This window comes from Campylobacter suis (assembly GCF_905120475.1).
In the GTDB taxonomy this organism is placed as follows: Bacteria; Campylobacterota; Campylobacteria; order Campylobacterales; family Campylobacteraceae; genus Campylobacter_A; species Campylobacter_A suis.
Map to the genome: position 1 here is coordinate 306228 of NZ_CAJHOE010000001.1, position 21766 is coordinate 327993.

Annotated in this window: 27 protein-coding genes; 21 read left to right on the top strand and 6 right to left on the bottom strand. The window is 37.1% G+C overall.

Annotated elements, in window-relative coordinates:
• Positions 1 to 64: 64 nt before the first annotated feature.
• From ffh to LQV35_RS01685, 16 genes are all read left to right on the top strand, one after another.
• Complete coding sequence (gene ffh, locus LQV35_RS01610) at positions 65 to 1405, top strand: signal recognition particle protein (protein WP_230056125.1); 1341 nt, start codon at positions 65 to 67, stop codon at positions 1403 to 1405.
• A 65-nt stretch (positions 1406 to 1470) separates the two neighbouring features.
• On the top strand, positions 1471 to 1701 hold the full coding sequence (gene rpsP / locus LQV35_RS01615) for a 30S ribosomal protein S16 (protein ID WP_221254858.1): 231 nt from the start codon (positions 1471 to 1473) through the stop codon (positions 1699 to 1701).
• Between the two features lie 5 nt (positions 1702 to 1706).
• Positions 1707 to 1952 carry a KH domain-containing protein gene (locus tag LQV35_RS01620; RefSeq protein WP_230056126.1) on the top strand — a complete coding sequence of 82 codons (246 nt, stop codon included), beginning with the start codon at positions 1707 to 1709 and terminating at the stop codon, positions 1950 to 1952.
• A complete protein-coding gene (gene rimM, locus LQV35_RS01625) occupies positions 1942 to 2472 on the top strand; it encodes a ribosome maturation factor RimM (RefSeq protein ID WP_230056127.1) in 531 nt (176 codons plus the stop codon). The genes LQV35_RS01620 and rimM overlap by 11 nt, the downstream gene beginning before the upstream one ends.
• On the top strand, positions 2469 to 3152 hold the full coding sequence (gene trmD, locus LQV35_RS01630; RefSeq protein ID WP_230056128.1) for a tRNA (guanosine(37)-N1)-methyltransferase TrmD: 684 nt from the start codon (positions 2469 to 2471) through the stop codon (positions 3150 to 3152). The genes rimM and trmD overlap by 4 nt, the downstream gene beginning before the upstream one ends.
• 14 nt (positions 3153 to 3166) lie before the next feature.
• Entirely contained in the window at positions 3167 to 3523 is a 357-nt protein-coding gene (rplS, locus tag LQV35_RS01635) for a 50S ribosomal protein L19 (RefSeq protein WP_230056129.1), read from the top strand.
• A gap of 147 nt (positions 3524 to 3670) precedes the next feature.
• On the top strand, positions 3671 to 5737 hold the full coding sequence (locus LQV35_RS01640; protein WP_230056130.1) for an ATP-dependent helicase: 2067 nt from the start codon (positions 3671 to 3673) through the stop codon (positions 5735 to 5737).
• Between the two features lie 22 nt (positions 5738 to 5759).
• A complete protein-coding gene (truB, locus tag LQV35_RS01645) occupies positions 5760 to 6578 on the top strand; it encodes a tRNA pseudouridine(55) synthase TruB (protein WP_230056131.1) in 819 nt (272 codons plus the stop codon).
• The gene (gene csrA, locus LQV35_RS01650; protein WP_230056132.1) at positions 6572 to 6802 is read left to right on the top strand and encodes a carbon storage regulator CsrA; all 231 of its coding nucleotides are present in this window, start codon (positions 6572 to 6574) and stop codon (positions 6800 to 6802) included. The genes truB and csrA overlap by 7 nt, the downstream gene beginning before the upstream one ends.
• Complete coding sequence (locus LQV35_RS01655) at positions 6799 to 7539, top strand: 4-(cytidine 5'-diphospho)-2-C-methyl-D-erythritol kinase (protein ID WP_230056133.1); 741 nt, start codon at positions 6799 to 6801, stop codon at positions 7537 to 7539. Before csrA ends, LQV35_RS01655 begins: the two co-directional genes overlap by 4 nt.
• Positions 7540 to 7546: 7 nt before the next feature.
• Positions 7547 to 8002 carry an SsrA-binding protein SmpB gene (gene smpB, locus LQV35_RS01660; RefSeq protein ID WP_230056134.1) on the top strand — a complete coding sequence of 152 codons (456 nt, stop codon included), beginning with the start codon at positions 7547 to 7549 and terminating at the stop codon, positions 8000 to 8002.
• Positions 8003 to 8023: 21 nt separating this feature from the next.
• Complete coding sequence (locus LQV35_RS01665) at positions 8024 to 8629, top strand: thioredoxin domain-containing protein (protein WP_230056135.1); 606 nt, start codon at positions 8024 to 8026, stop codon at positions 8627 to 8629.
• Between the two features lie 49 nt (positions 8630 to 8678).
• Positions 8679 to 9113 carry a flagellar basal body rod protein FlgB gene (gene flgB, locus LQV35_RS01670; protein WP_230056136.1) on the top strand — a complete coding sequence of 145 codons (435 nt, stop codon included), beginning with the start codon at positions 8679 to 8681 and terminating at the stop codon, positions 9111 to 9113.
• A gap of 10 nt (positions 9114 to 9123) precedes the next feature.
• Positions 9124 to 9627: a flagellar basal body rod protein FlgC gene (flgC, locus tag LQV35_RS01675; RefSeq protein WP_268250078.1), complete on the top strand. Its 504-nt coding sequence runs from the start codon at positions 9124 to 9126 to the stop codon at positions 9625 to 9627.
• Positions 9627 to 9920: a flagellar hook-basal body complex protein FliE gene (gene fliE / locus LQV35_RS01680; protein WP_230056137.1), complete on the top strand. Its 294-nt coding sequence runs from the start codon at positions 9627 to 9629 to the stop codon at positions 9918 to 9920. The genes flgC and fliE overlap by 1 nt, the downstream gene beginning before the upstream one ends.
• 6 nt (positions 9921 to 9926) lie before the next feature.
• Positions 9927 to 11753 (top strand): peptidoglycan D,D-transpeptidase FtsI family protein, encoded by a 1827-nt coding sequence (locus tag LQV35_RS01685; RefSeq protein WP_230056138.1) that lies wholly within the window; start codon positions 9927 to 9929, stop codon positions 11751 to 11753.
• On the opposite strand, the gene LQV35_RS01690 is transcribed toward LQV35_RS01685, so the two are convergent.
• The 4 genes from LQV35_RS01690 to LQV35_RS01705 all read right to left on the bottom strand — a co-directional run bounded on the left by LQV35_RS01690 (position 11750) and on the right by LQV35_RS01705 (position 14680).
• On the bottom strand, positions 11750 to 12193 hold the full coding sequence (locus tag LQV35_RS01690) for a hypothetical protein (protein ID WP_230056139.1): 444 nt from the start codon (positions 12191 to 12193) through the stop codon (positions 11750 to 11752). The genes LQV35_RS01685 and LQV35_RS01690 overlap by 4 nt on opposite strands.
• A 36-nt stretch (positions 12194 to 12229) precedes the next feature.
• Entirely contained in the window at positions 12230 to 13162 is a 933-nt protein-coding gene (gene hemH / locus LQV35_RS01695; protein ID WP_268250079.1) for a ferrochelatase, read from the bottom strand.
• Positions 13159 to 14031: a Gfo/Idh/MocA family oxidoreductase gene (locus LQV35_RS01700; protein ID WP_230056140.1), complete on the bottom strand. Its 873-nt coding sequence runs from the start codon at positions 14029 to 14031 to the stop codon at positions 13159 to 13161. The genes hemH and LQV35_RS01700 overlap by 4 nt, the downstream gene beginning before the upstream one ends.
• A gap of 61 nt (positions 14032 to 14092) precedes the next feature.
• Positions 14093 to 14680, bottom strand: coding sequence for a glutathione peroxidase (locus LQV35_RS01705; RefSeq protein ID WP_272491294.1), 588 nt, complete (start codon positions 14678 to 14680; stop codon positions 14093 to 14095).
• Positions 14681 to 14756: 76 nt separating this feature from the next.
• Here LQV35_RS01705 and alaS point away from each other — a divergent pair, with 76 nt between their 5' ends.
• From alaS to LQV35_RS01730, 5 genes are read left to right on the top strand one after another with little or no spacing between them, the layout of a single operon-like run.
• The gene (alaS, locus tag LQV35_RS01710; RefSeq protein ID WP_230056141.1) at positions 14757 to 17312 is read left to right on the top strand and encodes an alanine--tRNA ligase; all 2556 of its coding nucleotides are present in this window, start codon (positions 14757 to 14759) and stop codon (positions 17310 to 17312) included.
• Positions 17312 to 17806, top strand: coding sequence for a 3-isopropylmalate dehydratase (locus LQV35_RS01715; protein ID WP_230056142.1), 495 nt, complete (start codon positions 17312 to 17314; stop codon positions 17804 to 17806). Before alaS ends, LQV35_RS01715 begins: the two co-directional genes overlap by 1 nt.
• Positions 17806 to 18351: a septum formation inhibitor Maf gene (gene maf / locus LQV35_RS01720; RefSeq protein WP_230056143.1), complete on the top strand. Its 546-nt coding sequence runs from the start codon at positions 17806 to 17808 to the stop codon at positions 18349 to 18351. Before LQV35_RS01715 ends, maf begins: the two co-directional genes overlap by 1 nt.
• A complete protein-coding gene (locus LQV35_RS01725; RefSeq protein WP_230056144.1) occupies positions 18348 to 20303 on the top strand; it encodes a transglycosylase domain-containing protein in 1956 nt (651 codons plus the stop codon). Before maf ends, LQV35_RS01725 begins: the two co-directional genes overlap by 4 nt.
• Positions 20300 to 20623: a ComEA family DNA-binding protein gene (locus tag LQV35_RS01730; RefSeq protein WP_230056145.1), complete on the top strand. Its 324-nt coding sequence runs from the start codon at positions 20300 to 20302 to the stop codon at positions 20621 to 20623. Before LQV35_RS01725 ends, LQV35_RS01730 begins: the two co-directional genes overlap by 4 nt.
• A gap of 36 nt (positions 20624 to 20659) precedes the next feature.
• On the opposite strand, the gene LQV35_RS01735 is transcribed toward LQV35_RS01730, so the two are convergent.
• Together LQV35_RS01735 and LQV35_RS01740 are read right to left on the bottom strand one after the other, a co-directional pair.
• On the bottom strand, positions 20660 to 20935 hold the full coding sequence (locus tag LQV35_RS01735) for a cupin domain-containing protein (protein ID WP_230056728.1): 276 nt from the start codon (positions 20933 to 20935) through the stop codon (positions 20660 to 20662).
• Between the two features lie 137 nt (positions 20936 to 21072).
• Positions 21073 to 21759, bottom strand: a complete 687-nt coding sequence (locus tag LQV35_RS01740) for an amino acid ABC transporter ATP-binding protein (protein WP_272491296.1) — start codon at positions 21757 to 21759, stop codon at positions 21073 to 21075.
• Positions 21760 to 21766: the final 7 nt, after the last annotated feature.

Here is a 21766-nt window from a genome sequence, read left to right on the forward strand (position 1 = left end):
GAGCAATAAAGAAAAAATTTAGTAAAATACGCGCTTTATAGTAAATTTTAAGAAAGGTAAAATTGTGTTTGAACAAATTAGCGAGTCTTTTAGATTAGCCATTAGCAAGATCCGTTTTGTTGATGATGAAAAAGCGCTTAAAAATGCTCTTGATGTGCTAAAAAAAGCACTTTTAAAAGCTGATGTTCACCATAAAGTTACCAAAGAGTTACTTGAAAAAATCGAGTCTGATTTAAAACAAAGCGGAGTAGGGCAAAAGCAGTTTTTAGACGCTATAAAGGCAAATTTAACTGAAATTTTAACCGCACCAGGCAATCAAGGCTTTGTCTATGCACCAGTTGCGCCAACAGTCGTGCTTATGGCTGGTTTGCAGGGTTCTGGAAAGACCACTACTACTATAAAACTTGCAAATTATCTTAAGCTAAAAAAGAAAAAAGTCCTTGTTGTGGCGTGTGACTTGCAGCGTTTGGCGGCAGTTGAACAGCTTAGACAGCTTTGTGAAGCAAATGATATAGATCTGTTTTTTATAGAAAATGAAAAAAATCCTTTAAATGTTGCAAAACTTGCCCTAAAAAAGGCAAAAGACGGACTTTATGATGTGCTTTTGGTAGATACTGCAGGACGCCTTGCAATAGATGAAACTTTAATGAATGAGCTAAAAGATGTGAAATCTGAGCTTAATCCGCATGAAATTTTTTATGTAGCTGATGCGATGAGCGGACAAGATGGTGTGCGAAGTGCCGCAGCATTTAACGAAGCACTTAAGATAAGCGGTATTATCCTTTCTAAATTTGACTCAGACAGCAAGGGTGGGGTTGCCATAAGCATAGCAAAACAGCTAGGAATTCCACTAAGGTTTGTTGGTAATGGCGAAAAAGTTGCTGATTTAGAAGCGTTTATACCTGATCGTATTGTAAGCCGCATAATGGGCGAGGGTGACCTTGCAACTTTGGTTGAAAAAACAAGCTCTATTATCGATGAAAAAGAGGCAAAAAGACTAAATCAAAAGATAAAAAAAGGACAGTTTAATTTTAATGACTTTTTGGAGCAAATGGAGAGTGTAAAAAAGCTTGGCTCGATGAAATCACTCATCGGTATGATACCAGGGATGTCAAATGTGGCAAACCAGATAAAAGACATCGACCTTGATAACTCAAAGGAAATTTTACACATTAAAGCTCTTATAAACTCAATGACACAAAAAGAGCGTGAAAATCCTGACTTATTAAACAACTCTCGTAAGCGCCGTCTGGCAGCTGGTGCTGGGCTTAGCCAAATGGAAGTTAATCGCTTTTTAAAGCAGTTTGAAAATGCTTCAAAGCTTGCTAAGAAATTTTCTGGCAAGGGTGGGGCTAAAGGGCTTGCAAATATGCTAAGTCAAGCAAATATGAATAGGCCTAGATAAGGTTTAAATTTATGCATTTTGTGCCTAAATTTAAGCATTATTAAAAAATTTTAAGGAGAAATATAATGGCAACCGTAGTAAGACTAACAAGAATGGGACGCAAAAAAAGACCATTTTATCGTATAGTTGTAACAGATAGCAGAAAAAGACGCGATAGCGGCTGGATAGAGAGCATTGGTTATTATAACCCAATGGTTGAACCAGAGGTCGTAAAATTTGATGCTGAAAGACTTGCATACTGGAAGGGTGTAGGTGCAAAACTAAGCGACAGAGTTGCAAAAATAACAAGTAAATAATCTTTATGGTTGAAAATTTTTTATACGAATACGCTAAGCTTATAGCTGATTTTCCAGATAAGATAAAAGTTGAGCGTGTGGAGCTTGGTGAAAATTTTGCTGAGATAATTGTCTATGCTGATAAGGTTGATACTGGAAAACTTATCGGCAAAGATGGCAAAATGATAAATGCCATAAAAACTGTAATAATCGGCTTTAAAGCAAAAGATGCAACAAGTTACCGAGTAACGGTAAAAGCAATTGAAGAGTGATATTTTAGAGGTCGCTCAGCTTGGCAAAAGCGTTGGACTAAAAGGCTATGTCAAACTTCACAATCGTAGCGACTTTCCTGAGCAGTTTAAAAAAGGTGCAAAATTTTTTGATAAAAATAACACCGAACTTGTAATAAAGCACTATGATAAGATACGCTCAGAAGTACTGTTTGAGGATTTTGAGAGTATTGAAAAAGCAAAAGAGCTTACAAACCGAATACTTTATACAACCATAGAGCAGACACGCAAAGCTTGTAAACTTAAAAAAGACGAATACTTTTACTTTGATATTATTGGCTTAAAAGTAGTGGAAAATAACGAAATTTTAGGTGTTGTAGATGATATAGAACAAGTAGCAAAAGATAGCTTGCTGCTTGTTGAAACAGACGAAAAACTTACTCAAAATGGCTTTGCAAAAAGTTTTTACTTACCATATATTGATAATTTTGTTAAAAGTATTGATTTGCAAACTAAAGAAATTTTAGCTATAAACGCAAAAGCTCTGCTTGAAAGTTCATGAAATTTAGTTTTATTACCCTTTTTCCAGAGCTTATCTCTTCATATTTTAATGCTTCTATACTTAAAAAAGCAGTAAATAACAAAAAAATATCGGCAAATTTTATAAATCCAAGAGATTTTACTACCAATAAACATCTAAAAGTTGATGAGTACATGGTTGGGGGTGGTGCTGGGCTTTTAATGATGCCTCAACCCCTAAATGATACGCTTGTAAATTTAAAGCAAAATGATAGCAGTGTTCATATAGTTTTTTTAACTCCTGTTGGTAAAAAATTTACGCAAAATGATGCCAGAAGGCTTTCAAAAAAACAGCACATCTGCTTTGTTTGCGGGAGGTATGAGGGCATAGATGAGCGTGTGATAGAAAAGTGGGCTGATGAGCTTTTTTGCATTGGTGATTTTATCTTAACGGGTGGCGAGCTTGGAGCCCTTTGTCTAAGTGATGCGATAGCAAGAAATATAGATGGGGTACTTGGAAATAGTGATAGCTTGGATGTTGAGAGCTTTGAGCTTGGTATGCTTGAGGCTCCATCTTTTACAAAACCAGACTCTTTTGAGGGTAATTTTTTGGTTTCAGACTTTTTAAAGGGAAATCATGGTAAAATCCAGTCTTTAAAAAATAGGATGGCACACTGTAAAACAATGTTCTTCCGACCTGATTTATACAAAAACTTGACATAATTTAAGGAAAAACTATGAGAAATAAATACATTGAAGCATTTGAGAATGCTCAAATAGCACAAAAGACAGTTCCTGAATTTCGTGCGGGTGACACATTGCGTGTAGCTATTCGCATTAAAGAGGGTGATAAAACTAGAGTTCAAAACTTTGAGGGTGTTTGCATAGCTAGACGCGGAACTGGTGTTGGCGAGACTTTCATTATAAGAAAAATCGGCGCAAATAGCGTTGGAGTAGAAAGAATTTTCCCTATTTATAGTGAAAGCATTGAAGAGATCGTTGTTCTTAGAAAAGGCCGTGTTCGCCGTGCTAAATTATTTTACCTACGCAACTTACGCGGTAAAGCTGCTAAAATTCGCGAGCTAAGAAAATAATATATCCATTTTAAGTCGCCTAAATGGCGACTTTCTCTACTTCTAAATAACTCAAAAATTTAAAATTTCTACCCCATTTCCTGATTTACGCATTTTTAAACTATTTTTAGATAAAATCTATATATAAATTTATATAAAAAGATAAAGATGAAAAATTTACTAGATGAATTAAATGACGCTCAGCGAGAGGCAGCAACGCACATAGATGGTGCTATGCTGATACTTGCTGGTGCTGGTAGCGGAAAGACAAAAACTATCACAACTCGCCTTGCTTATCTTATCGGAGAAGTTGGTATTGATCCAGCTAGCACTTTGACGCTTACTTTTACAAATAAAGCTGCAAATGAGATGAGAAATAGAGCTTTAGCAATGCTTGGCTCAAAAACCCACGCACCGTTACTTTGTACATTTCATAAATTTGGGTTGCTATTTTTAAAATTTTATATCGATCGTTTGGGTCGTAAAAACAACTTTATTATTATAGATACAGACGATAAAAAGCGTATTATAAAAAGTTTTGAAAGTCCTATCCAAACTTCAGTTCTTTCAAATGAAATTTCAAATTTAAAAAATATGTTAGTAGAGCCAAAAGATGCAGCTAACTTTTTAAATTTTAGCACCAATATTTCAGTAAATTTAAGTGAATACAGTCAAAAAGTAGCTTTAATATACAAAAAATATGAAGAGTACTTAATCTCAAACAACTTGGTGGATTTTGATGATTTGCTGGTACTTGCATATAAAATTTTAGACGCTGATGCAAATTTGGCACAAGAGATTTCAAATCGATACCGCTACATTATGGTTGATGAGTATCAAGATACAAACGACTTGCAGTACAAGCTACTACGCAAACTATGCGTAGCTCATGAAAACATCTGCGTTGTTGGGGACGATGATCAGAGTATATATGGCTGGCGTGGCGCTAGGGTTGAAAATATATTAAATTTTAAAGATCAATTTAAGGATACAAAGGTTATACGCTTAGAGCAAAACTATCGCTCAAGTTCGCAAATTTTAAAAGCAGCAAATGAGCTCATAGATCACAACCGTGGGCGTTTGGGTAAAAATTTGATTAGCGTCAAAGGCAATGCTAGTGAGATAGTTTTGATGGAAAGCCTCGATGAACAACTTGAGGCAGCAAAGATAGCAAAGGCGATAAAAGAGTTGCTTGCAAGTGGTGCAAAAGCCGCTGATATAGCGATACTTTATCGTATAAATGCCCTTTCTCGCTCACTTGAAGATGGGCTAAATAAAGAGAAAATTCCTTATAAGATGGTGGGTGGTGTGAAATTTTACGAGCGTGCCGAGATAAAGGATGTCATAGCCTATCTTAGGCTTGTGACTAACGAGCATGATGATTTTTCTATCAGACGCATTATAAATCGCCCAAAGCGCGGGCTTGGCAAGGTTAGTTTGGAAAAGCTTGAAAAGATAGCATTTGAGGCTAAGACTTCGGTTTTTGATGCGATTTTAGCTATAGATGAACGAGATGAAGCCTTTGGCAAAAAGATAAAAACAGCACTTATAGAATTTGCCAAAAATTTAAAAGAGCTACAAAGTAGCGAAAATTTATATGAGCTAATAGATGATATGGAGAGCTCTTTTGGCATCAAAAGGTACTATCAAGCCCTGCCTGATGGAACAGAGCGCGTGGCAAACATTGACGAGTTTTACGCTATGCTAAAAGATCAAGTAAAACAAAACCCATCTTTTAACTTGGAAGAGTTTTTAAATGAGCTTACATTAACTAGTGAGCAAGATGGCATCAGCGATGAGATGATTAGTATCATGAGTGTTCATGCGAGCAAAGGTCTTGAATTTGAGCATCTTTTTGTGATAGGTCTTGAGGAGGGCTTTTCCCCTCTTATCGGCGATGGTAGTGACATAGAAGAGGAGCGCAGACTTGCTTATGTAGCTATAACTCGTGCAAAGCGCGACCTTACTTTAAGCTTTGCAAATTCTCGTTTTCACAAAGGCGCAAGAGCTAGACTAAATAAAAGTCGCTTTTTAAGCGAAAGTGGTATCACTCAAGGCTCGCTTGTGATAGAGCAAAGTAATGAGTATAAAAAAGGCGACTTGGTAAAGCATAAAATTTTTGGTATCGGCAGAGTTACGGCGGTTACTAAGATAAAAAAAGAGTTTAAACTCACGATAAATTTTGGTGGTAGTGTGCGTGAGATAATGTCAAGCTTTGTCGAAAGAGCTGTATGAGAAATTTTACAAAGCAAGATAGATGAACGCTATATTTGTTGCAAACAAACCATCTGGACTCAGCTCAAATCAATTTCTAAGTCGCCTAAAGCGCAAATATGGCGTAAAAAAGGCAGGCTACTCCGGCACTCTTGATCCGTTTGCAAGTGGCGCTCTTATAGTGGCTTTTGGAAATTTCACAAGGCTTTTTCAGTTTCTTAACAAGTCGCCAAAAACTTATGAGGCAACGATGTGGCTTGGAGCTAGTAGTGCGAGCCTTGATAATAAAAACATTACTAATGTGCAGAAAATTTTACCCTTTGCACCAAGCTCGCTTGATATAGTTCGTAAAAGTTTGCTTGGCGAAGTTTCGTTTGTGCCACCTATATACAGTGCTAAAAATATCAATGGTGAGCGTGCTTATAATCTTGCAAAGCGTGGTGTAGATTTTGAGCTTAAAAGGCAAGTTATGCATGTTTTTGAGATGGAAATTTTGCATTATTGTCATCCGTTTTTAACATTTAAAATTTCATTAAGTGAGGGCGGATATGTGCGTTCTTATGCTGAAATTTTTGCCAAAAAACTTGGTTTTGATGCAACTTTAACTTCATTAAAACGCATAAGTGAAGGTAGATTTGTTTATGAAAATGAGCGATTTTTAGAACCAGATAAAATTTTAGATTTAGAAAAAAATGAGTACTTTGGAGAAATTTCTGAGTTACTTGATGGAAAAAAGCTTGATATTTTAAAATTTAAAAAGCAAGAAAAAGGGAAATATTTGCTAAAATACGATAAATTTATGAGTATTATTGAGATTGAAGACGAAGTGAAATATTGTTTAAATAAGGTTGAAATATGTTAATATTATCAAGAAAAGAAAATGAAGAGATATTACTAGGAAATGATGTTAAGATCATAGTTGTGGGTATAAATAAGGGCGTTGTGAAGCTTGGTATAGAGGCACCAAAAAATATGATGATCCTTAGAAGCGAGCTTGCAAAAGAGATAAAAGAGAAAAATACACAAGCAACTGCAGCCGTTTCAAATGAGAGCTTGGCTGAGCTATCGTCAAAATTTAAGAAATGAAAAGTTACGCAAAACTTAATATTTTTTTAAAAATTATTGGAACTCGTGGTGGCTATCATGAGATTTTATCAAGATTTGTTAGATATGACGCACTTTTTGATGAGTTAAATTTTGTTTCATCTAATGAATTTAGTATCGATGCGGACGCTATAATAAAAGATAACATTATCTTAAAAGCAAAGCTTGAGCTTGAAAATGCTGGATTTAAAAACGAGCTTAATGAGTTTTTTAAAAACCATAAGATCGAGCTTAAAAAGCGCATACCTATGGGGGCTGGACTTGGCGGAGGAAGCTCAAATGCTGCGACATTTTTACTTCTTGCAAACGAGAGTTTAAATCTTAAAATTCCAACACAAAAACTTATGCAAATAGGCTCAAAGATAGGGGCTGATGTGCCTTTTTTTATAAGTCAAGCAGGTGCTGCAAATGTTAGTGGCATAGGTGAAGTGATAGATGAGATAGATGATAATGTGCCTGAAATTTGCGTTTTTACGCCAGAAATTTTTTGTTCTACACCAGCTGTTTATGCTGAGTTTAGAAAAAATTTTATGCAAAATATCAATGTCAAGCAAGCAAGATCTATGCTTGATATAAGTAGTTTTGATCTACTCAAAAATTTCAAAAACTATGAGCTAAACGACCTTTATATGCCTTGTTTTGCGCTTTATAAAGATATGCAAGAGTATCAAGATATGTTTTTAAGCGGTAGCGGAAGCAGCCTGTTTTTCTTAAAATAGAGGTAAAATGATAAAAGATATAGCAAAAAACAAAAAAGCTTTACATGACTTTGAAATTTTAGAGACTTTTGAGGCGGGCGTAGTTTTAAAAGGTAGCGAAGTAAAGGCTTTGCGTGCGGGTAGGGCAAATTTAAAAGATAGTTTTGTTCGCATAACAAAGGGCGAGATGTTTTTGTTAAATGCTCATATAGGACACCTTGAGACTACTCATGCTAGTTTTCGTCCAGATGAGCGAGCTCCCCGTAAGTTATTGATGCACAGAAAGCAAATAGATAGACTTTTTGGTTCGGTGACTCGCGATGGTTTAACTATGGTTGCCCTCTCTCTTTATCTAAATGATAAAAATATCATAAAAGTTCGCGTGGCACTTGCAAAGGGCAAAAATTTACACGACAAGCGTGAGACTCTAAAGCGTAAACAAGCCGATCTTGAAGCAAGGGCTGCGATGAAAGATCGTTTTTAAATTTATATACAAAGGAAATTTATGAGAAAATTTTTACTTACACTTTTTGCTTTGCTTTTTATAGCGGGGTGTGGCGATGATGGAAAGCAAACTGTTGGCAGAGTGAAATTTGAGCCATTTAAAACGGGCGAAGAGATAGCCCTAAAAAGTGTAAATGGCAAGCCTGTGACTTTGATTCGCAAAGAAAAAGGCTTTGTGATAAAAGGCGATGAGGGTAAGGTGCTTATGCTTGATATTTTTGGTACATTTTGTCCTCCATGCCAAAAAGAGGCACACGAGATAATGCAATATCAGCTTGATAATATTGAAAATTTTATGATTATAGGGCTGACGCATTTTGAAAATGTAACAGATGAGTATGTTGTTAGTGATTTTATGCAAAAATACAACGCCTTTTACTATATCACAAATGACCAAAAGATAAATGACCGCTTGGCTGAGCAGATAGTCTTAGATATCGGCTATCAGCGCGAGATAGCACTTCCTTTTAAGGTTGTGTTAAAAAATGGAGAGTATCAAAATTTAACAGATGTAGACAGTGGTGCATTTGGAGTAAAATACTATCTTGGTGGTATTAAAATGCCAAATATGAAGAGTGATTTGCAAAAAATTTACGAGATGAAGTAGTTTTGGAACAAATTTTGCTTACAAAAAGTAGAAAATTTAAGGAGTTATGATGTTTGTTTTGCAACCTTGGAAAGCATCACCATTAATGGCTGAAGCAATGGCGGCACGAGAGATGCGTCAAAAGCTTATATCTGGTAATATAGCAAACATAGATACGCCGTTTTACAAGGCAAGGGATATAAATTTTGAATCAGCCCTTAGACAAAAGGCTGATGAAATTTTTAAAAAATCAGAAGCAAAAACCCTTAAATTAGCCCAAACAGATGATGCGCATTTTGCGGCACTTGACTTTCCAAGAGCTGACTTAAACAGCATATTTATCCGCGATGGGCATACAGCTAGAAATGACGCAAATAGCGTTGATCTTGATGTTGAAACAAGTGAGCTTAGTAAAAATTATACAGCACTAAGCGCGCTTGATAATGCATACAAAAGAAGCAGTTCTATCTATAAAAGCGTGATAGAAGCTAGCTCTAAGATGTAAGGAAAAAATAGTGAGAACATACTTAAGCGACTTTGATATAAGCGGGTACGGACTAAGCGCTCAGCGTTTTAGAATGAATGTAATTAGTGCAAATATCGCAAATGCAAACACTACGCGTACAGCTGAGGGCGGACCTTATCGCCGTCAAGATGTAGTTTTTAAAGCATTTGATTTTAATAAAATTTTAAATAAAGAACTTAAAGAGCGTTCAAATTTGGCTGAATATCAAAATCCTATCGATGATCCAGACGCTCCACAAAATGCTTTCCCTCCTGTAATGGGTGTTGTAGTTGATAAAATTGTAAGAAACGATAAGGATTTTATTTTAAAATACGATCCAAGCCATCCAGATGCAAATGCTGATGGATATGTAGCGTATCCAAATGTTAATCCAGTTATCGAGATGAGCAATCTTATTGAAGCTACTAGGGCGTATCAGGCAAATGTCGCTGCCTTTCAAAGCGCAAAAAGTATCGCTCAAAGTGCGATACAACTCATCGGAGGACAATCATAATGACTGAAATAGGCAAAATAGGCTCTATCGGCTCGATCGGTAGCATTGAAAAAGCTCAAAAGAGCTCTGCTTCAAATGATTTTGCAAGCATACTTGATAGCTCTTTAAGGGAGCTAAATCAGGTTCAAGAAAATGCCGATAAGGTTATTGCTGATCTTGCTACTGGCGAAGTTAAAGACCTCCATCAAGCTGCGCTTGCCATTGGTAAAGCTGAGACTAGCATGAAGCTTATGCTTGAAATACGCAACAAAGCTATAAGCGCATATAAAGAGATCTCAAGAACGCAAATTTAACCATTTATGTCAAATTCAACAAATCCAAGACAAGCTAAGATAACTATCATTTTTATACTTATCTTGTTTGGAATTTTACTTTTTTCAGCTGTGATGGTTTTTCGTGTTGTGACAGATAGAAAATTCCCAAAGTTAGTTACTAGCGAGGAAAATACAGCTATTAGAGGCTCCATCATCACAAAAGATGGTTTTAGTGTCGCATTTAGTCAAAAACTTTATAAGGTTATGATAGATACGCGCAGCATCGACCCTGAAAAAAAGGAACTTTTTATCAAGCTTTATTCTCTTTATACAGATCAAGACCAAAAAGAGATACGCAAAATTTTAAATGAAAAAAAAGGATATGTCCAGCTTTCAAATGCTGTAGATGCAAAAGATGCGATATATCTAAAAGAGCTTAGTCGTAAGCTTTCAAGTAAAAATGTTTTTATCGCTTATGATGTTGGAAATGGAAATATGAGGCTAAACCGTCTTGATGTGGTAGAGAGCGGGCAAAACCGGTCGTATATTACTGGGCAGGTTTTAACTCCAGTTATAGGTTACTCAAGAAAGCAAGAGGATAATAAAAAAACTAGGCGTTCAGGCGTAAAGGGGCTTGAAAAGAGTTATGATGAGTATCTGGCTCCCGTTCAAGACGCCAAACTTTTAGGTCCAAGAGATGTTAAGAATAATATCGTTTTAACCAGCGAGTCAAATATAGCAAACCGTGTGGATGGGCTAAATTTGCATATCAGTGTCTCGCTAAAATTTCAAAGCATGCTTGAAAAGATAGCCGATCAAAAGCGTGAGTATCTTGATGCAACAGAGATATTAATCGGCGTTATGGAAAGTAGCACGGGTAAATTTTTAGCCCTTGCTTCAAGCTCAAGATATGATCCTGCAAATATCACAAGGGGTGATTATAGGGCATTAAACTCAACTGCTACCGAGTATGCTTACGAGGTGGGCTCAGTTATAAAGCCATTTGTCTTTGCTATCTTGCTTAATGAAAATAAGATAAGAGGGCTTGGTGAGATGATTGAAACTTTTAACGGCAGATATGAGTTAAAGGGTAGAATCATTAGAGATACAAAAGCTGAACCAAGGATGAGCGCCGAAGATGTCATAGCAAAAAGCTCAAATATCGGTATGATAATGCTTTCAAAACGGCTCAGTGGCGTTGAGTTTTATAGCGGTCTAACAAAATTTGGATTTTCACAAAAAACTGGTATAGATATGCCTTATGAGCAAGTTGGCATACTTCCGACTGCAAATAAACTAGACTCAGAAACTTATAAAGCCACTGTTAGTTATGGTTATGGTATGAGTGCAACATTTATGCAGATGATGAAAGCTTATAATGTCTTTAATAATAAAGGAAATTTGATAACTCCGATGTTTGGCGAATATTTTGAGCGAAACGGCAGAAGGGGAGAAATTTCTCCGACAACATCAAAACAAGAGATACTTTCGCCTGAAGTTGTCAAGCAAATGAAACGCGTTTTGGTGCGTGTGGTCGAGGGTGGTACAGGCAAGCGAGCATATATCCCAGGTCTTGAGATAGGCGGAAAGACTGGTACGGCACACATAGCTTCTCGTGGTGGTTACGCCAAGCTTTATAATGGCTCATTTTTTGGTTTTGTAAATGATGCTCACGGACACAGCTATACGATAGGGGTTTTGGCTAGAGAGCCTAAAAGGCAATATTATCACTTTGGCTCACTTAGTGCCTTGCCAGCTTTTAAAGAGGCTGTTGAGCTACTTGTAAGAGAGGGCTACTTAATACCAAGCCCAACACAAGACTCAGTCTCAAAAGATACAAAAAATAAAGATGACGGCATAGTTAGGGACTAGATCCCTGAAAGTAGCGATGCTAGTGTTACGCCCATTTGTTTGCTGCCTGATAAATTTTGTGATCTTTCAAGTAGTGTGTTGCTTTGATTTTTTAGCATAAGCTCTTTTTTGTACTCTGCTAGCATATCTTCTATAAGTTTTGTTAATTGCTCTTTTTGTTCAGCCTTGGTTGGGTCATTTAACCCAAAGGTTTCTATAAGCTCAGCTTTTTTCTTTGCAACTTTTTCTTCTATCTTTTCTTCATTAAGTTTTGCTAAAAATGCGTAGGCTCCATATTTTGTAAGATCTTTTTTGAATTTATCTATACTTTCTTGCGTCTCTTGTTTGCTTTGAAGAATTTTAATGTTTGAGCTTAAAATATTGCCAAAGTCGCTACTTTTTGCCACCTTTTTATCATTTGAAAGTGTATTTAAAAGTTGAGAATTTTCAGTAATTTTCATCTTGCTCTCCTTTGTTTTTTAAAGAGCAAGCAAAAATTATTCCTTTATTTGATTTTGTATAAAATTTACAAACTCATCACTATCATTTGGACATTTACAAACTTCATAAAACTCAAAATTTAGCTCTTTTGCGATATGTCTATACTCTATATCAAGCTCAAAAACAGTCTCTGAGTTATCCACGCAAAATGATAGGGGATAGATGAGTGCTTTTTTGTTTTGTAATTTTTTTAAAACATCACTTAAATTTGGTTCTAACCACTTTACAGGCCCTAACCGTGACTGATAAGCTAGCTTTATCTCTTTAAAATTTATATCTTTTTGACTAAGCATCGAAGTTAAAATTTTAACATGCTCATTTATATGCTTCTCGTATTTATCGCCTTTATCTATAGTTTTTTGTGGTAAAGAGTGTACCGAAAATATCAAAGAAATTTCACTTGCTTGCACATTTGCTATCTTTTGTTTTATGTCATTTATGATAAGCTCATTGTACTCATCGCACTCATAAAACTCAGAAATTTCACGCACTTTCGCTTTTAAATTTAGCTCATTATATGCTTTATAAAAGTCTTTTAAGCTTGATGTTATCGTTGTTATGGAGTGATGTGGATATAGTGCAAATACGATAATCTCATCAACATTAGTGTATCTAGTCAACACATCTTTGCAAAAAGGTGAGGTATAGTTCATTGCATATTCAAATTTTACATCACTTTGTGCTAGTGAGTTTAGTTTGTTGCAAAGGCTTTGTGTCAGCTTGCCAATTGGCGACTTGCCACCTATTTGTTTATAGTTTTCTTGTGCTGGGCGAAGTCTCATTTTTACTATAAAACTAGCTAAAATTTTTCTAAAAAAATTATTTTTTATCCCCAAAATGCATGGGTCATTAAACATATTTTTAAGAAAAATTTCCACGTCATCAAGGCTACTTGCCCCACCCATATTTAGTAGTAAAATAAGTTTCAAGCTAAAAGTCCTTTTATTTTTATTGCGTCATCAAGGAGCGCCAGTTTGTCGCTGCCACCAGCCTGTATAAGGTCAAAAAACTCATCATAAAGCATTCTTAGTTCACTGGTTTCGGCATTTACCTTTAAATTTATCTGACCCTCATTATTTTGCTTATAAAGTTTGTTGTTTAAAAGATCGCAAAAGTAAAGTCCGCTTCTTGCGTGAACATTTACAAAATACCTATCCAGCGAGCCAGTTAAAGAGCTTGTGATGTTTGTTAAAATTTGATTTTTAAATTTGATTTTTAAATTTGCATTGTCAGAGCTTTTTGAGTTTTCTCTATTTGTAAAAGATGAATTTAGCTCCACTATATCGCTTGCTGCGATGATTTTAGCCATATCAATGTCTTTTAAAAGCAACTCATTTACGATATTTAAGTCTCTACCAAGAGTGGAGTGAAAAATTTCAATACTATAAACTTCTTCCTCTTTTTTAAGCTCTTTTAACAGTGAAAAAATGGTCGGGTTAAACCTTGAACTAAAGCATAGCGCCACCCTTACATCGTTTTTATGGGCTAGATATTTCATCTGTGCAAGCTCATCCATACTTTTGCAAATAGGCAAGCATAAAAGAATGTTTTTGCAATATTTTACACACTCACAAAAAGCTTCAAAAACATCTTTTTCTTCAAGGCTAATAACTATGGCATTTGGAGCGGCATTTTCTATAAAAATTTTAAAATTTGTGTAAATTTCAGCACGGCAATACTCATCCACGCCATCGCTTTCAAACACACCGCAAACCTCAAATTTATCAGAGCGCCGAAGCTCGCTATAGTGTGCTTTTCCGCCAGTACTATAGCCAAGGATGCCAACTCGTGGTTTCATCACGCTCCTTTGAGAATTTTGCTAGTATTATATTTACAAAAATCTTTTAAAAAGCTAAATGTTAGTTTTTAAGCAGTTTTTCAACAAACGACACTATTTCTTTCATAGGTGCAGTAGGCTCAAAACGTGCTACCACATCGCCATTTTGATCAACTATAAATTTTGTAAAATTCCACTTTACTTCGTTATTTCCTGGCTTTAAAAGCTCTGGATAATACTGCTCTATAAGCTCAACGACCGCAGATGTGAGTGGGTGGTTTGGATCTAGTCCCTTAAATGGCTGTTTGCTTGTAAGGTGCTTAAATAGTGGTATAGCATTTTCACCCCTAACATCACACCTAGCAAACATATCAAATTTTATACCAAAATTTAGCTCGCATTTGTCTAAAATTTCGGCATCGCTATCTGGTTCTTGATCCATGAATTGATTGCAAGGAAAGCCAAGTATGCAAAGTCCTTTGTCTTTAAATTTGCTATAAAGCATTTGCAGTTCGTCGTATTGCGGAGTAAAGCCACAAAGGCTAGCGGTATTTACGATTAGCAAAACCTTGCCCTTATAATCACTTAGATACTTGTCTGCGCCATTTATTGACCTAACTTTAAAGTCATAAATTTCCATTTTTTTGCTCCATTTTATGGTTTTTATCATTATAGCACCCGTTTTATAAAATTAAAAACAAATTTTCGCTAAAATCTAGTATTTTAAACTAAAAATAGGAAACACAATGGCAAATTTTGATGTTAGACAAGCTTATTTAGATTTTTTTAAAAACAAGGGACATGAGGTTATCGCTTCAGCTCCGCTCGTGCCAAACGATGCGACACTTCTTTTTACAAACGCTGGAATGGTGCCGTTTAAGAGCATTTTTACAGGCGAAGTCCCACGCCCGACACCACCCATTCGCACTAGCTGTCAGACCTGCATAAGAGCGGGCGGAAAGCACAACGACCTTGATAATGTCGGCTACACCGCACGCCACCATACATTTTTTGAAATGCTTGGAAATTTCAGCTTTGGTGAGTATTTTAAAACGGACGCGATAGCTTATGCGTGGGAGTTTGTGACAGAGGTGCTAAAACTGCCAAAAGACCGCCTTTATGTAACCGTGCATGAAAACGATGATGAGGCTTATGAGATATGGCAAAAGCACATCGAAAAAGAGAGAATTTATAAATTTGGCGATAAAGATAACTTCTGGCAGATGGGCGATACTGGTCCGTGTGGTCCGTGTAGCGAGATATTTTACGATCAAGGTGCGGAGCATTTTAACACGAGTGAAGACTATATGGGCGGAGATGGCGACCGCTTTTTGGAGATCTGGAACCTAGTCTTTATGCAGTTTGAAAGAAGCGAGAATGGCACTATGAGCCCACTTCCAAAGCCAAGTATCGACACTGGCATGGGACTTGAGAGAGTTAGCGCGATAATGCAAGGCAAATTTAGCAACTACGATAGCGATCTTTTTATGCCTTACATTGACGCAGTGGCTGGGCTTTGCGGTAAGAAGTATGAGTATGAGAGCGGGGCAAGTTACCGCGTGATAAGCGATCATATACGCTCGGTTACATTTTTACTAGCTCAGGGTGTAAATTTTGACAAAGAGGGGCGTGGATACGTGCTTCGACGAATTTTACGCCGTGCGGTAAGGCATGGATATCTGCTTGGTATAAAAGAGCCATTTATGTATAAGCTTGTCGATGTCGTGGTCGCTCAAATGGGCTCACACTACACCTATCTGGCTGAAAAACAACAGAGCGTAAAAGAGCAGATAAGGCTTGAAGAGGAGAGATTTTTCACTACTATCGCGAGTGGGCTTGAGCTGTTTAATGACGAACTAGCAAAGACAAAGGGCGTATTTAGCGGTGATGTGGCGTTTAAGCTTTACGATACTTACGGCTTTCCGCTTGATCTAACGGCTGATATGCTAAGGGATAAGGGGTTAAAGGTCGATGAGGCTAGGTTTGATGAGCTGATGGCGGAGCAAAAGGCTCGCGCAAAGGCTGCTTGGAAAGGTAGCGGGGATAAGAGTGCAAAGGGCGATTTTAAGGAGCTTTTAGAGGAATTTGGTGAGAATAAATTTATAGGCTATGAAAGCTTAGAGAGCAATAGTAAAATTTTAGCCCTGCTAGATAGCGAGTATAAAAGAGTGCAAAGCTTGGGCGTGGGTGAGCGTGGCTGGGTGATGCTAGATAGCACTCCGTTTTACGCTCAAAGTGGCGGTCAAAAGGGTGATAGCGGTGAGTTTGCAAATAAGGCAAATGTGCTTGATACACAAAAATTTCACGGGCTAAATTTATCGTGTGTTGAAGCAAGTGAAAATTTAAGCGTGGGCGATGAGATAAAAGCTGTTGTAAGTAGCGAACGCACCGAGATAGCACGCCATCACAGCGCGACACACCTACTTCACGCAGCACTTCGTAAAATTTTAGGCTCACATGTAGCTCAGGCTGGTTCAAGCGTGGAAACAAATAAGCTTAGATTTGACTTTTCACATCCTAAGGCACTTACAAGCGAAGAGCTTGACAAGATCGAGGCTTTTGTAAATTTAGCCATCGTAAATGGGGCGGTCGCAAAGACTGAGATAATGGATATAGAAGCCGCTAAAAATAGCGGTGCGATCGCACTTTTTGGCGAAAAATATGATGAGAAGGTGCGAGTGCTAAGCTTTGGCGATGTGAGCAAAGAGCTTTGCGGTGGAACGCATGTAAAAAATATCAATGAAATCGGCGCGTTTTTTATCGTAAAAGAAAGTGGCGTGAGTGCGGGAGTAAGGCGAATTGAGGCGATTTGCTCAAGCTCGGCACTAGAGTATGCACAAAGTTTAAGAAAAGAGCTTGATGAGATAAAAACTGAGCTAAAAAGTGTTGAGCCGATGATGGCTATAAAAAAGCTAAAAGATGAGATAAAGAACTTAAAACAAAAGGCTAAAAACGCTGCAAGTTCTCAAAATTTAGACTTTTTTGATGTGAGTGGGGTTAAGGTCTGTATAGCGGTCGCTGAGAGTGGCGATATAAAAACGATGATAGATGAGTTTAAAAATCAGCACGAAAAGGCCGCTATAATGCTAATGCAAGTCGTTAGTGATGATAAAATTTTAATCACCGCTGGTGTGAAAAACGCAAGCATTAAGGCTGGTGAGTGGGTTAAGATGGCGGCACAAATTTTAGGCGGAAATGGTGGCGGAAAGGACGATTTTGCAACGGCTGGTGGCAAAAACGCACAAGAGCTTGAAAATGCTGTGAGATCAGCGATAGAGTTTGTAAAAGAAAAATTAGCGTAATGGAACCAAGTTACAATATCGCATTTGCCAGACTCGGACACTTTGTGCCATTTTTGCACATGGTGGCGGTAGCTCTTTTGATGGGGATCCAGGCTAGCTTTTGGGTGATATTTCGCTTTTTTATGAAGGAATTTTTGGAGCGAAAACTCTATGAAGAGATATTAAGGGCTATAAAATTTTTTGGTTACGCAAGTGTCTTTCTTGTCGTTATTATTTTTATCACGGGTTTTATGCTGGGCAACACAGACACCATAAAAAGTGCTGACCCAATGGCAAATGCTATACTCGCAACAAAGCATTTTTTGTCTGGGTTGATACTTGTAAATACCGTTTATATCGGTTTTGTGCGCTTAAAGAGCTTAAAAGCACTAAATGCTGGAGATATGATAGAAGCGCATGAAAATTTGATAATTATCTTAAAATATTTTATACCTTTTAGTGCTGTTATTTGTGTCGGCACTGTCTATCTTGGCGTTGCGTATAGGTGTTTTTAGTGATAGTTCTTGCATCAAGTTCGCAAACTAGAGCAAAAATTTTAACTGAAGCTGACATTAGCTTTAGGCAAATTTCGTTTGATTATGATGAGAGTTTGGTTGCTAAAGATTTAAGCCCAAATGCCTATGTTTTAGCTGTTGTAAAATCTAAAAAGAAGCAGTTTTTAAATGCTTATGCAGATATTTTTGATGTGCTTTTTGCTGATAGTTGCGTTGTGTGTGATGGTAAAATTTTAGGAAAACCAAAAGATAAAGATGATGCAAAAAGACTGCTTGATATGCAGAGTGAAAATAGCGCTAGTGTTGTTACTGCTATGATATTTTATTCTAAAAAATTTGAGCTTATAAATGTGAGCTGTACGACTTATAAGTTTGCAAAATTTGATGAAACCGAAGTTGATAACTATATCGCCAGTGGGCTTTGTATGGATAAGGCTGGAGCCATGATGGTTGAGGGGTTTAACAAGCGCTATATCCTCTCGCAGGTAGGCGATACAAGCACCGCTCGCGGACTAAATGTAGAAATTTTAAAGGCATTTTTATGAGATATATTTTGACTCTATTTTTCTTGGGTTGCGCCGTGCTTGCTGGCGGATTTGTTTATATTTATTCGCATGTTCGTTTTGACGCTTTTGATGTGATTGATTATAAACCAAAGCTTGCTACCCAAATTTATGATACAAACAACGAGCTTATAGCAAATGTCTTTGAAGAAAACCGCGTATATGTAGCGTACGATAATATCCCAGCTAGGCTTATAGAGGCTCTTGTAGCGATCGAGGATACGAGCTATTTTGAGCATGGCGGAATAAATGCCGAGGCTATTATGCGTGCGCTTATAAAAGACATTAAGGCTGGTAAATTTGTTGAGGGAGCGAGTACATTAACTCAACAGCTTGTGAAAAATTTAGCCCTTTCAAGCGAAAAAAAGATAATGCGAAAGCTAAAAGAGATGGTTTTGGCTATAAAAATTGATAATGAACTTACAAAAGAGGAAGTTATAGAGCGGTACTTAAATCATGTCTATTTTGGGCATGGATATTACGGTGTTAAAACTGCCGCGCAAGGATATTTTCGCAAAGAGCTTGACCAGCTAAGCTTAAAAGAGATGGCGATACTTGTTGGCTTGCCAAAAGCGCCAAGTTCATACGATCCGACAAAACACCTTGATCTGTCTTTGGGGCGCGCAAACAGAGTGCTTGAGCGTATGTATAATATTGGCTGGATAAATGAGGATGAGTATAGAAAAAGTATGCTTGAAGAGCCAGCTGTTTTTGATGACACCTTAAGTCGAAACAAGGCTCCTTATGTGGTTGATGAGATTATAAAAGAGCTTTCAAAAAAGGTTGATGATATAAAAACTGGTGGATATAGGGTCGTAAGCACGGTTGATCTTGATGTGCAAAAGATGGCAAATGACTCCCTTGTATTTGGTTATAAAGAAATTTTAAAGCGCGACAAAAAAGCAAATGCAAATGTGTTAAATGGCGCAATAGTCGTCACTCGTCCACAAACTGGTGAGATACTTGCTCTTGTTGGCGGGGTTGATTATGCAAAGAGTAACTATAACCGTGCTACCCAAAGTCGCCGCCAGCCAGGCTCTAGCTTTAAACCATTTATCTATCAGATAGCTCTTGATAGTGGTTGCTCTGTGGTCTCTCAGATTGCTGATATAGCAAGAAGTTTTAGTATGGGTAATGGCGAAGAGTGGACACCAAAAAACTATGGCGGCGGCTTTAGCGGGTTTATAAGCATCAAAGAGGCTCTTACGAAGTCACGAAATTTAGCTACTATCAATATGCTAAGCGATCTTGGTTTAAGTAGAGTTAAAAACGAACTTGAACGCATGGGCTTTAATGGAATTCCTGAAAATTTATCTATCGCTCTTGGTAGCTTTGGCATCTCTCTTGTTGAGTTTGCCAAAGCTTACTCTATGTTTCCAAACGAGGGCGAAGTTGTCGAGCCGACTCTTATAAAAAGTGTTGAAAATAGATTTGGTCATTTTATAAAATTTGAGCCAAATCGCTATCAAGTAACAAAACCTGAGCAGGCATTTTTGATGACTACGCTTATGCGAAATGTTGTAGAAAACGGCACTGGTAAAAATGCTAAAACATCTGGTATACAAATAGCTGGCAAAACTGGCACGACAAACAACAACATAGATGCGTGGTTTGCTGGATATAGCCCAGATGTTCAGGCTATAATATGGTATGGAAATGATGACAACACCCCGATGAAAAAGGTTGAAGGAGGTGGCAGGACGGCGGCACCTGTATTTAAGCACTTTATGCAACTTTATGCAAAGCAGTATCCAAATTTAAGACGAAATTTTATACAACCTGATGGTGTTTTTAAGGCAAATTTTGAAGGCAAAGATGAGTTTTATACAAGTGACTCTCCTTTGCCAAAGAGTATGATGATGCCTGAAATTCCAGTTGATATGTCAGATATCCCACAAGGCGATGGCGATGTAAACGAGGAGATGATATTTTGAAAATATTTAAAATTTTAGCCTTAACTACATTTTTAACAGCTTACTCTCTTGCACTAGATTTAAATACGGCAAGTAGTAAAGAGTTAATGTCGCTTGGACTTAACAAAACTGAAGCCTTAAATATCATAAAATATCGAAAAGTAAGAAAATTTACTAGCACTAATGAGCTTTTTAAGGTGCGTGGATTAAGTAGCGAAAAGGCAAATAAGATAATAGACAAAGTGGCAGTTGCTACTAAAAAAGTATCAAAAAAGTCGCCTAAAAAAGATACGAAGAGCGATAAAAAGCTAAAACCTAAAAAGTACTCAAAAAAGAGTTAAAATGAGTGGGGCAAGCTTGTCTGCCCCTTTTTGTGTTTATTTTAAAACACTAAAAACACGGCTTACATCATCATTTTTGCTAAGGCTTAGGCGAACGATTGAGTTTTGTAATGCTATGAGTGAGTGAGGGACATTTGCGTCAAGCGTTATCATATCAAGCTCATTTAGCTCTATGCTTTCTTGATTTACACCAAATTCTATCTGCCCTTTTAAAATTTGTACGCTAATGGCACCTGGAGCTTGATGTTCTTTCATAACAGCACCTTTTTCCAGGTTTATGCGTATCTCTTTTGTGCCATTCATTTCGTGCATTTTTGTGACTGTAACGCCGTTAAATTTTTTATCTTTCCAAACTAATTTTTCCATCTTTTATCCTTTTTTAAAAATTTCAGCTATTTTATACTAAACGATAAAAAATTTCATTGATTTATATTAAGAGTTTTTTAGTCTTAAAAATGAAAAAGATTTAGAAATTTTTTTGCACGCTCACTTTTTGGATTTGAGAAAAACTCATTAGGACTGCTTTGCTCAACTATCTCGCCAGCATCCATAAAAACTATCCTATCAGCCACTTTTTGTGCAAATTCCATCTCATGAGTTACTATTAGCATAGTCATGCCATCTTTTGCAAGTCCCAAAATAACATCCAAAACCTCGCGCACTATCTCTGGATCAAGCGCAGCTGTAACTTCATCAAACAACATCAGATCTGGCTTCATGCAAAGTGCCCTGACAATTGCTATGCGTTGTTTTTGACCGCCTGAAAGTTCTTTTGGATAGGCAAATTTTTTATTTGTAAGACCCACTTTTTCGAGCCACATATCAGCCTCTTTTTCAACATCTTTGCGCTCTCTGCCCTGTGCTTTTACGGGACCAAGTAGGATATTTTCAAGCACATTCATATGTTCAAAAAGCTCATAGTTTTGAAAGACCATACCAACGCGCTGGCGCATTTTATTCCAGTTTTTATACTCTTTTGTTACAACATCTGAATTTATTACTATCTCTCCACTAGCTATGCTTTCAAGCCCATTTATACAGCGTAGTGTTGTTGACTTTCCGCATCCTGAAGGCCCTAAAAAAACGACTACTTCGCCCTGTTCTACTTGTAGATTGATATCTTTTAACGCGTGCATTTGCCCA

Coding starts and splice junctions, on each gene's coding strand:
- alaS (WP_230056141.1), top strand. CDS start 14,757: ATGGCAAATTTTGATGTTAGACAAGCTTATTTAGATTTTTTTAAAAAC.
- LQV35_RS01725 (WP_230056144.1), top strand. CDS start 18,348: ATGAGATATATTTTGACTCTATTTTTCTTGGGTTGCGCCGTGCTTGCT.
- fliE (WP_230056137.1), top strand. CDS start 9,627: ATGACTGAAATAGGCAAAATAGGCTCTATCGGCTCGATCGGTAGCATT.
- LQV35_RS01620 (WP_230056126.1), top strand. CDS start 1,707: ATGGTTGAAAATTTTTTATACGAATACGCTAAGCTTATAGCTGATTTT.
- LQV35_RS01715 (WP_230056142.1), top strand. CDS start 17,312: ATGGAACCAAGTTACAATATCGCATTTGCCAGACTCGGACACTTTGTG.
- LQV35_RS01690 (WP_230056139.1), bottom strand. CDS start 12,193: ATGAAAATTACTGAAAATTCTCAACTTTTAAATACACTTTCAAATGAT.
- smpB (WP_230056134.1), top strand. CDS start 7,547: ATGATAAAAGATATAGCAAAAAACAAAAAAGCTTTACATGACTTTGAA.
- truB (WP_230056131.1), top strand. CDS start 5,760: ATGAACGCTATATTTGTTGCAAACAAACCATCTGGACTCAGCTCAAAT.
- LQV35_RS01665 (WP_230056135.1), top strand. CDS start 8,024: ATGAGAAAATTTTTACTTACACTTTTTGCTTTGCTTTTTATAGCGGGG.
- LQV35_RS01740 (WP_272491296.1), bottom strand. CDS start 21,759: ATGCACGCGTTAAAAGATATCAATCTACAAGTAGAACAGGGCGAAGTA.
- LQV35_RS01640 (WP_230056130.1), top strand. CDS start 3,671: ATGAAAAATTTACTAGATGAATTAAATGACGCTCAGCGAGAGGCAGCA.
- LQV35_RS01705 (WP_272491294.1), bottom strand. CDS start 14,680: ATGATAAAAACCATAAAATGGAGCAAAAAAATGGAAATTTATGACTTT.
- LQV35_RS01685 (WP_230056138.1), top strand. CDS start 9,927: ATGTCAAATTCAACAAATCCAAGACAAGCTAAGATAACTATCATTTTT.
- rpsP (WP_221254858.1), top strand. CDS start 1,471: ATGGCAACCGTAGTAAGACTAACAAGAATGGGACGCAAAAAAAGACCA.
- LQV35_RS01655 (WP_230056133.1), top strand. CDS start 6,799: ATGAAAAGTTACGCAAAACTTAATATTTTTTTAAAAATTATTGGAACT.
- flgB (WP_230056136.1), top strand. CDS start 8,679: ATGTTTGTTTTGCAACCTTGGAAAGCATCACCATTAATGGCTGAAGCA.
- LQV35_RS01735 (WP_230056728.1), bottom strand. CDS start 20,935: ATGCACGAAATGAATGGCACAAAAGAGATACGCATAAACCTGGAAAAA.
- trmD (WP_230056128.1), top strand. CDS start 2,469: ATGAAATTTAGTTTTATTACCCTTTTTCCAGAGCTTATCTCTTCATAT.
- LQV35_RS01700 (WP_230056140.1), bottom strand. CDS start 14,031: ATGAAACCACGAGTTGGCATCCTTGGCTATAGTACTGGCGGAAAAGCA.
- rplS (WP_230056129.1), top strand. CDS start 3,167: ATGAGAAATAAATACATTGAAGCATTTGAGAATGCTCAAATAGCACAA.
- csrA (WP_230056132.1), top strand. CDS start 6,572: ATGTTAATATTATCAAGAAAAGAAAATGAAGAGATATTACTAGGAAAT.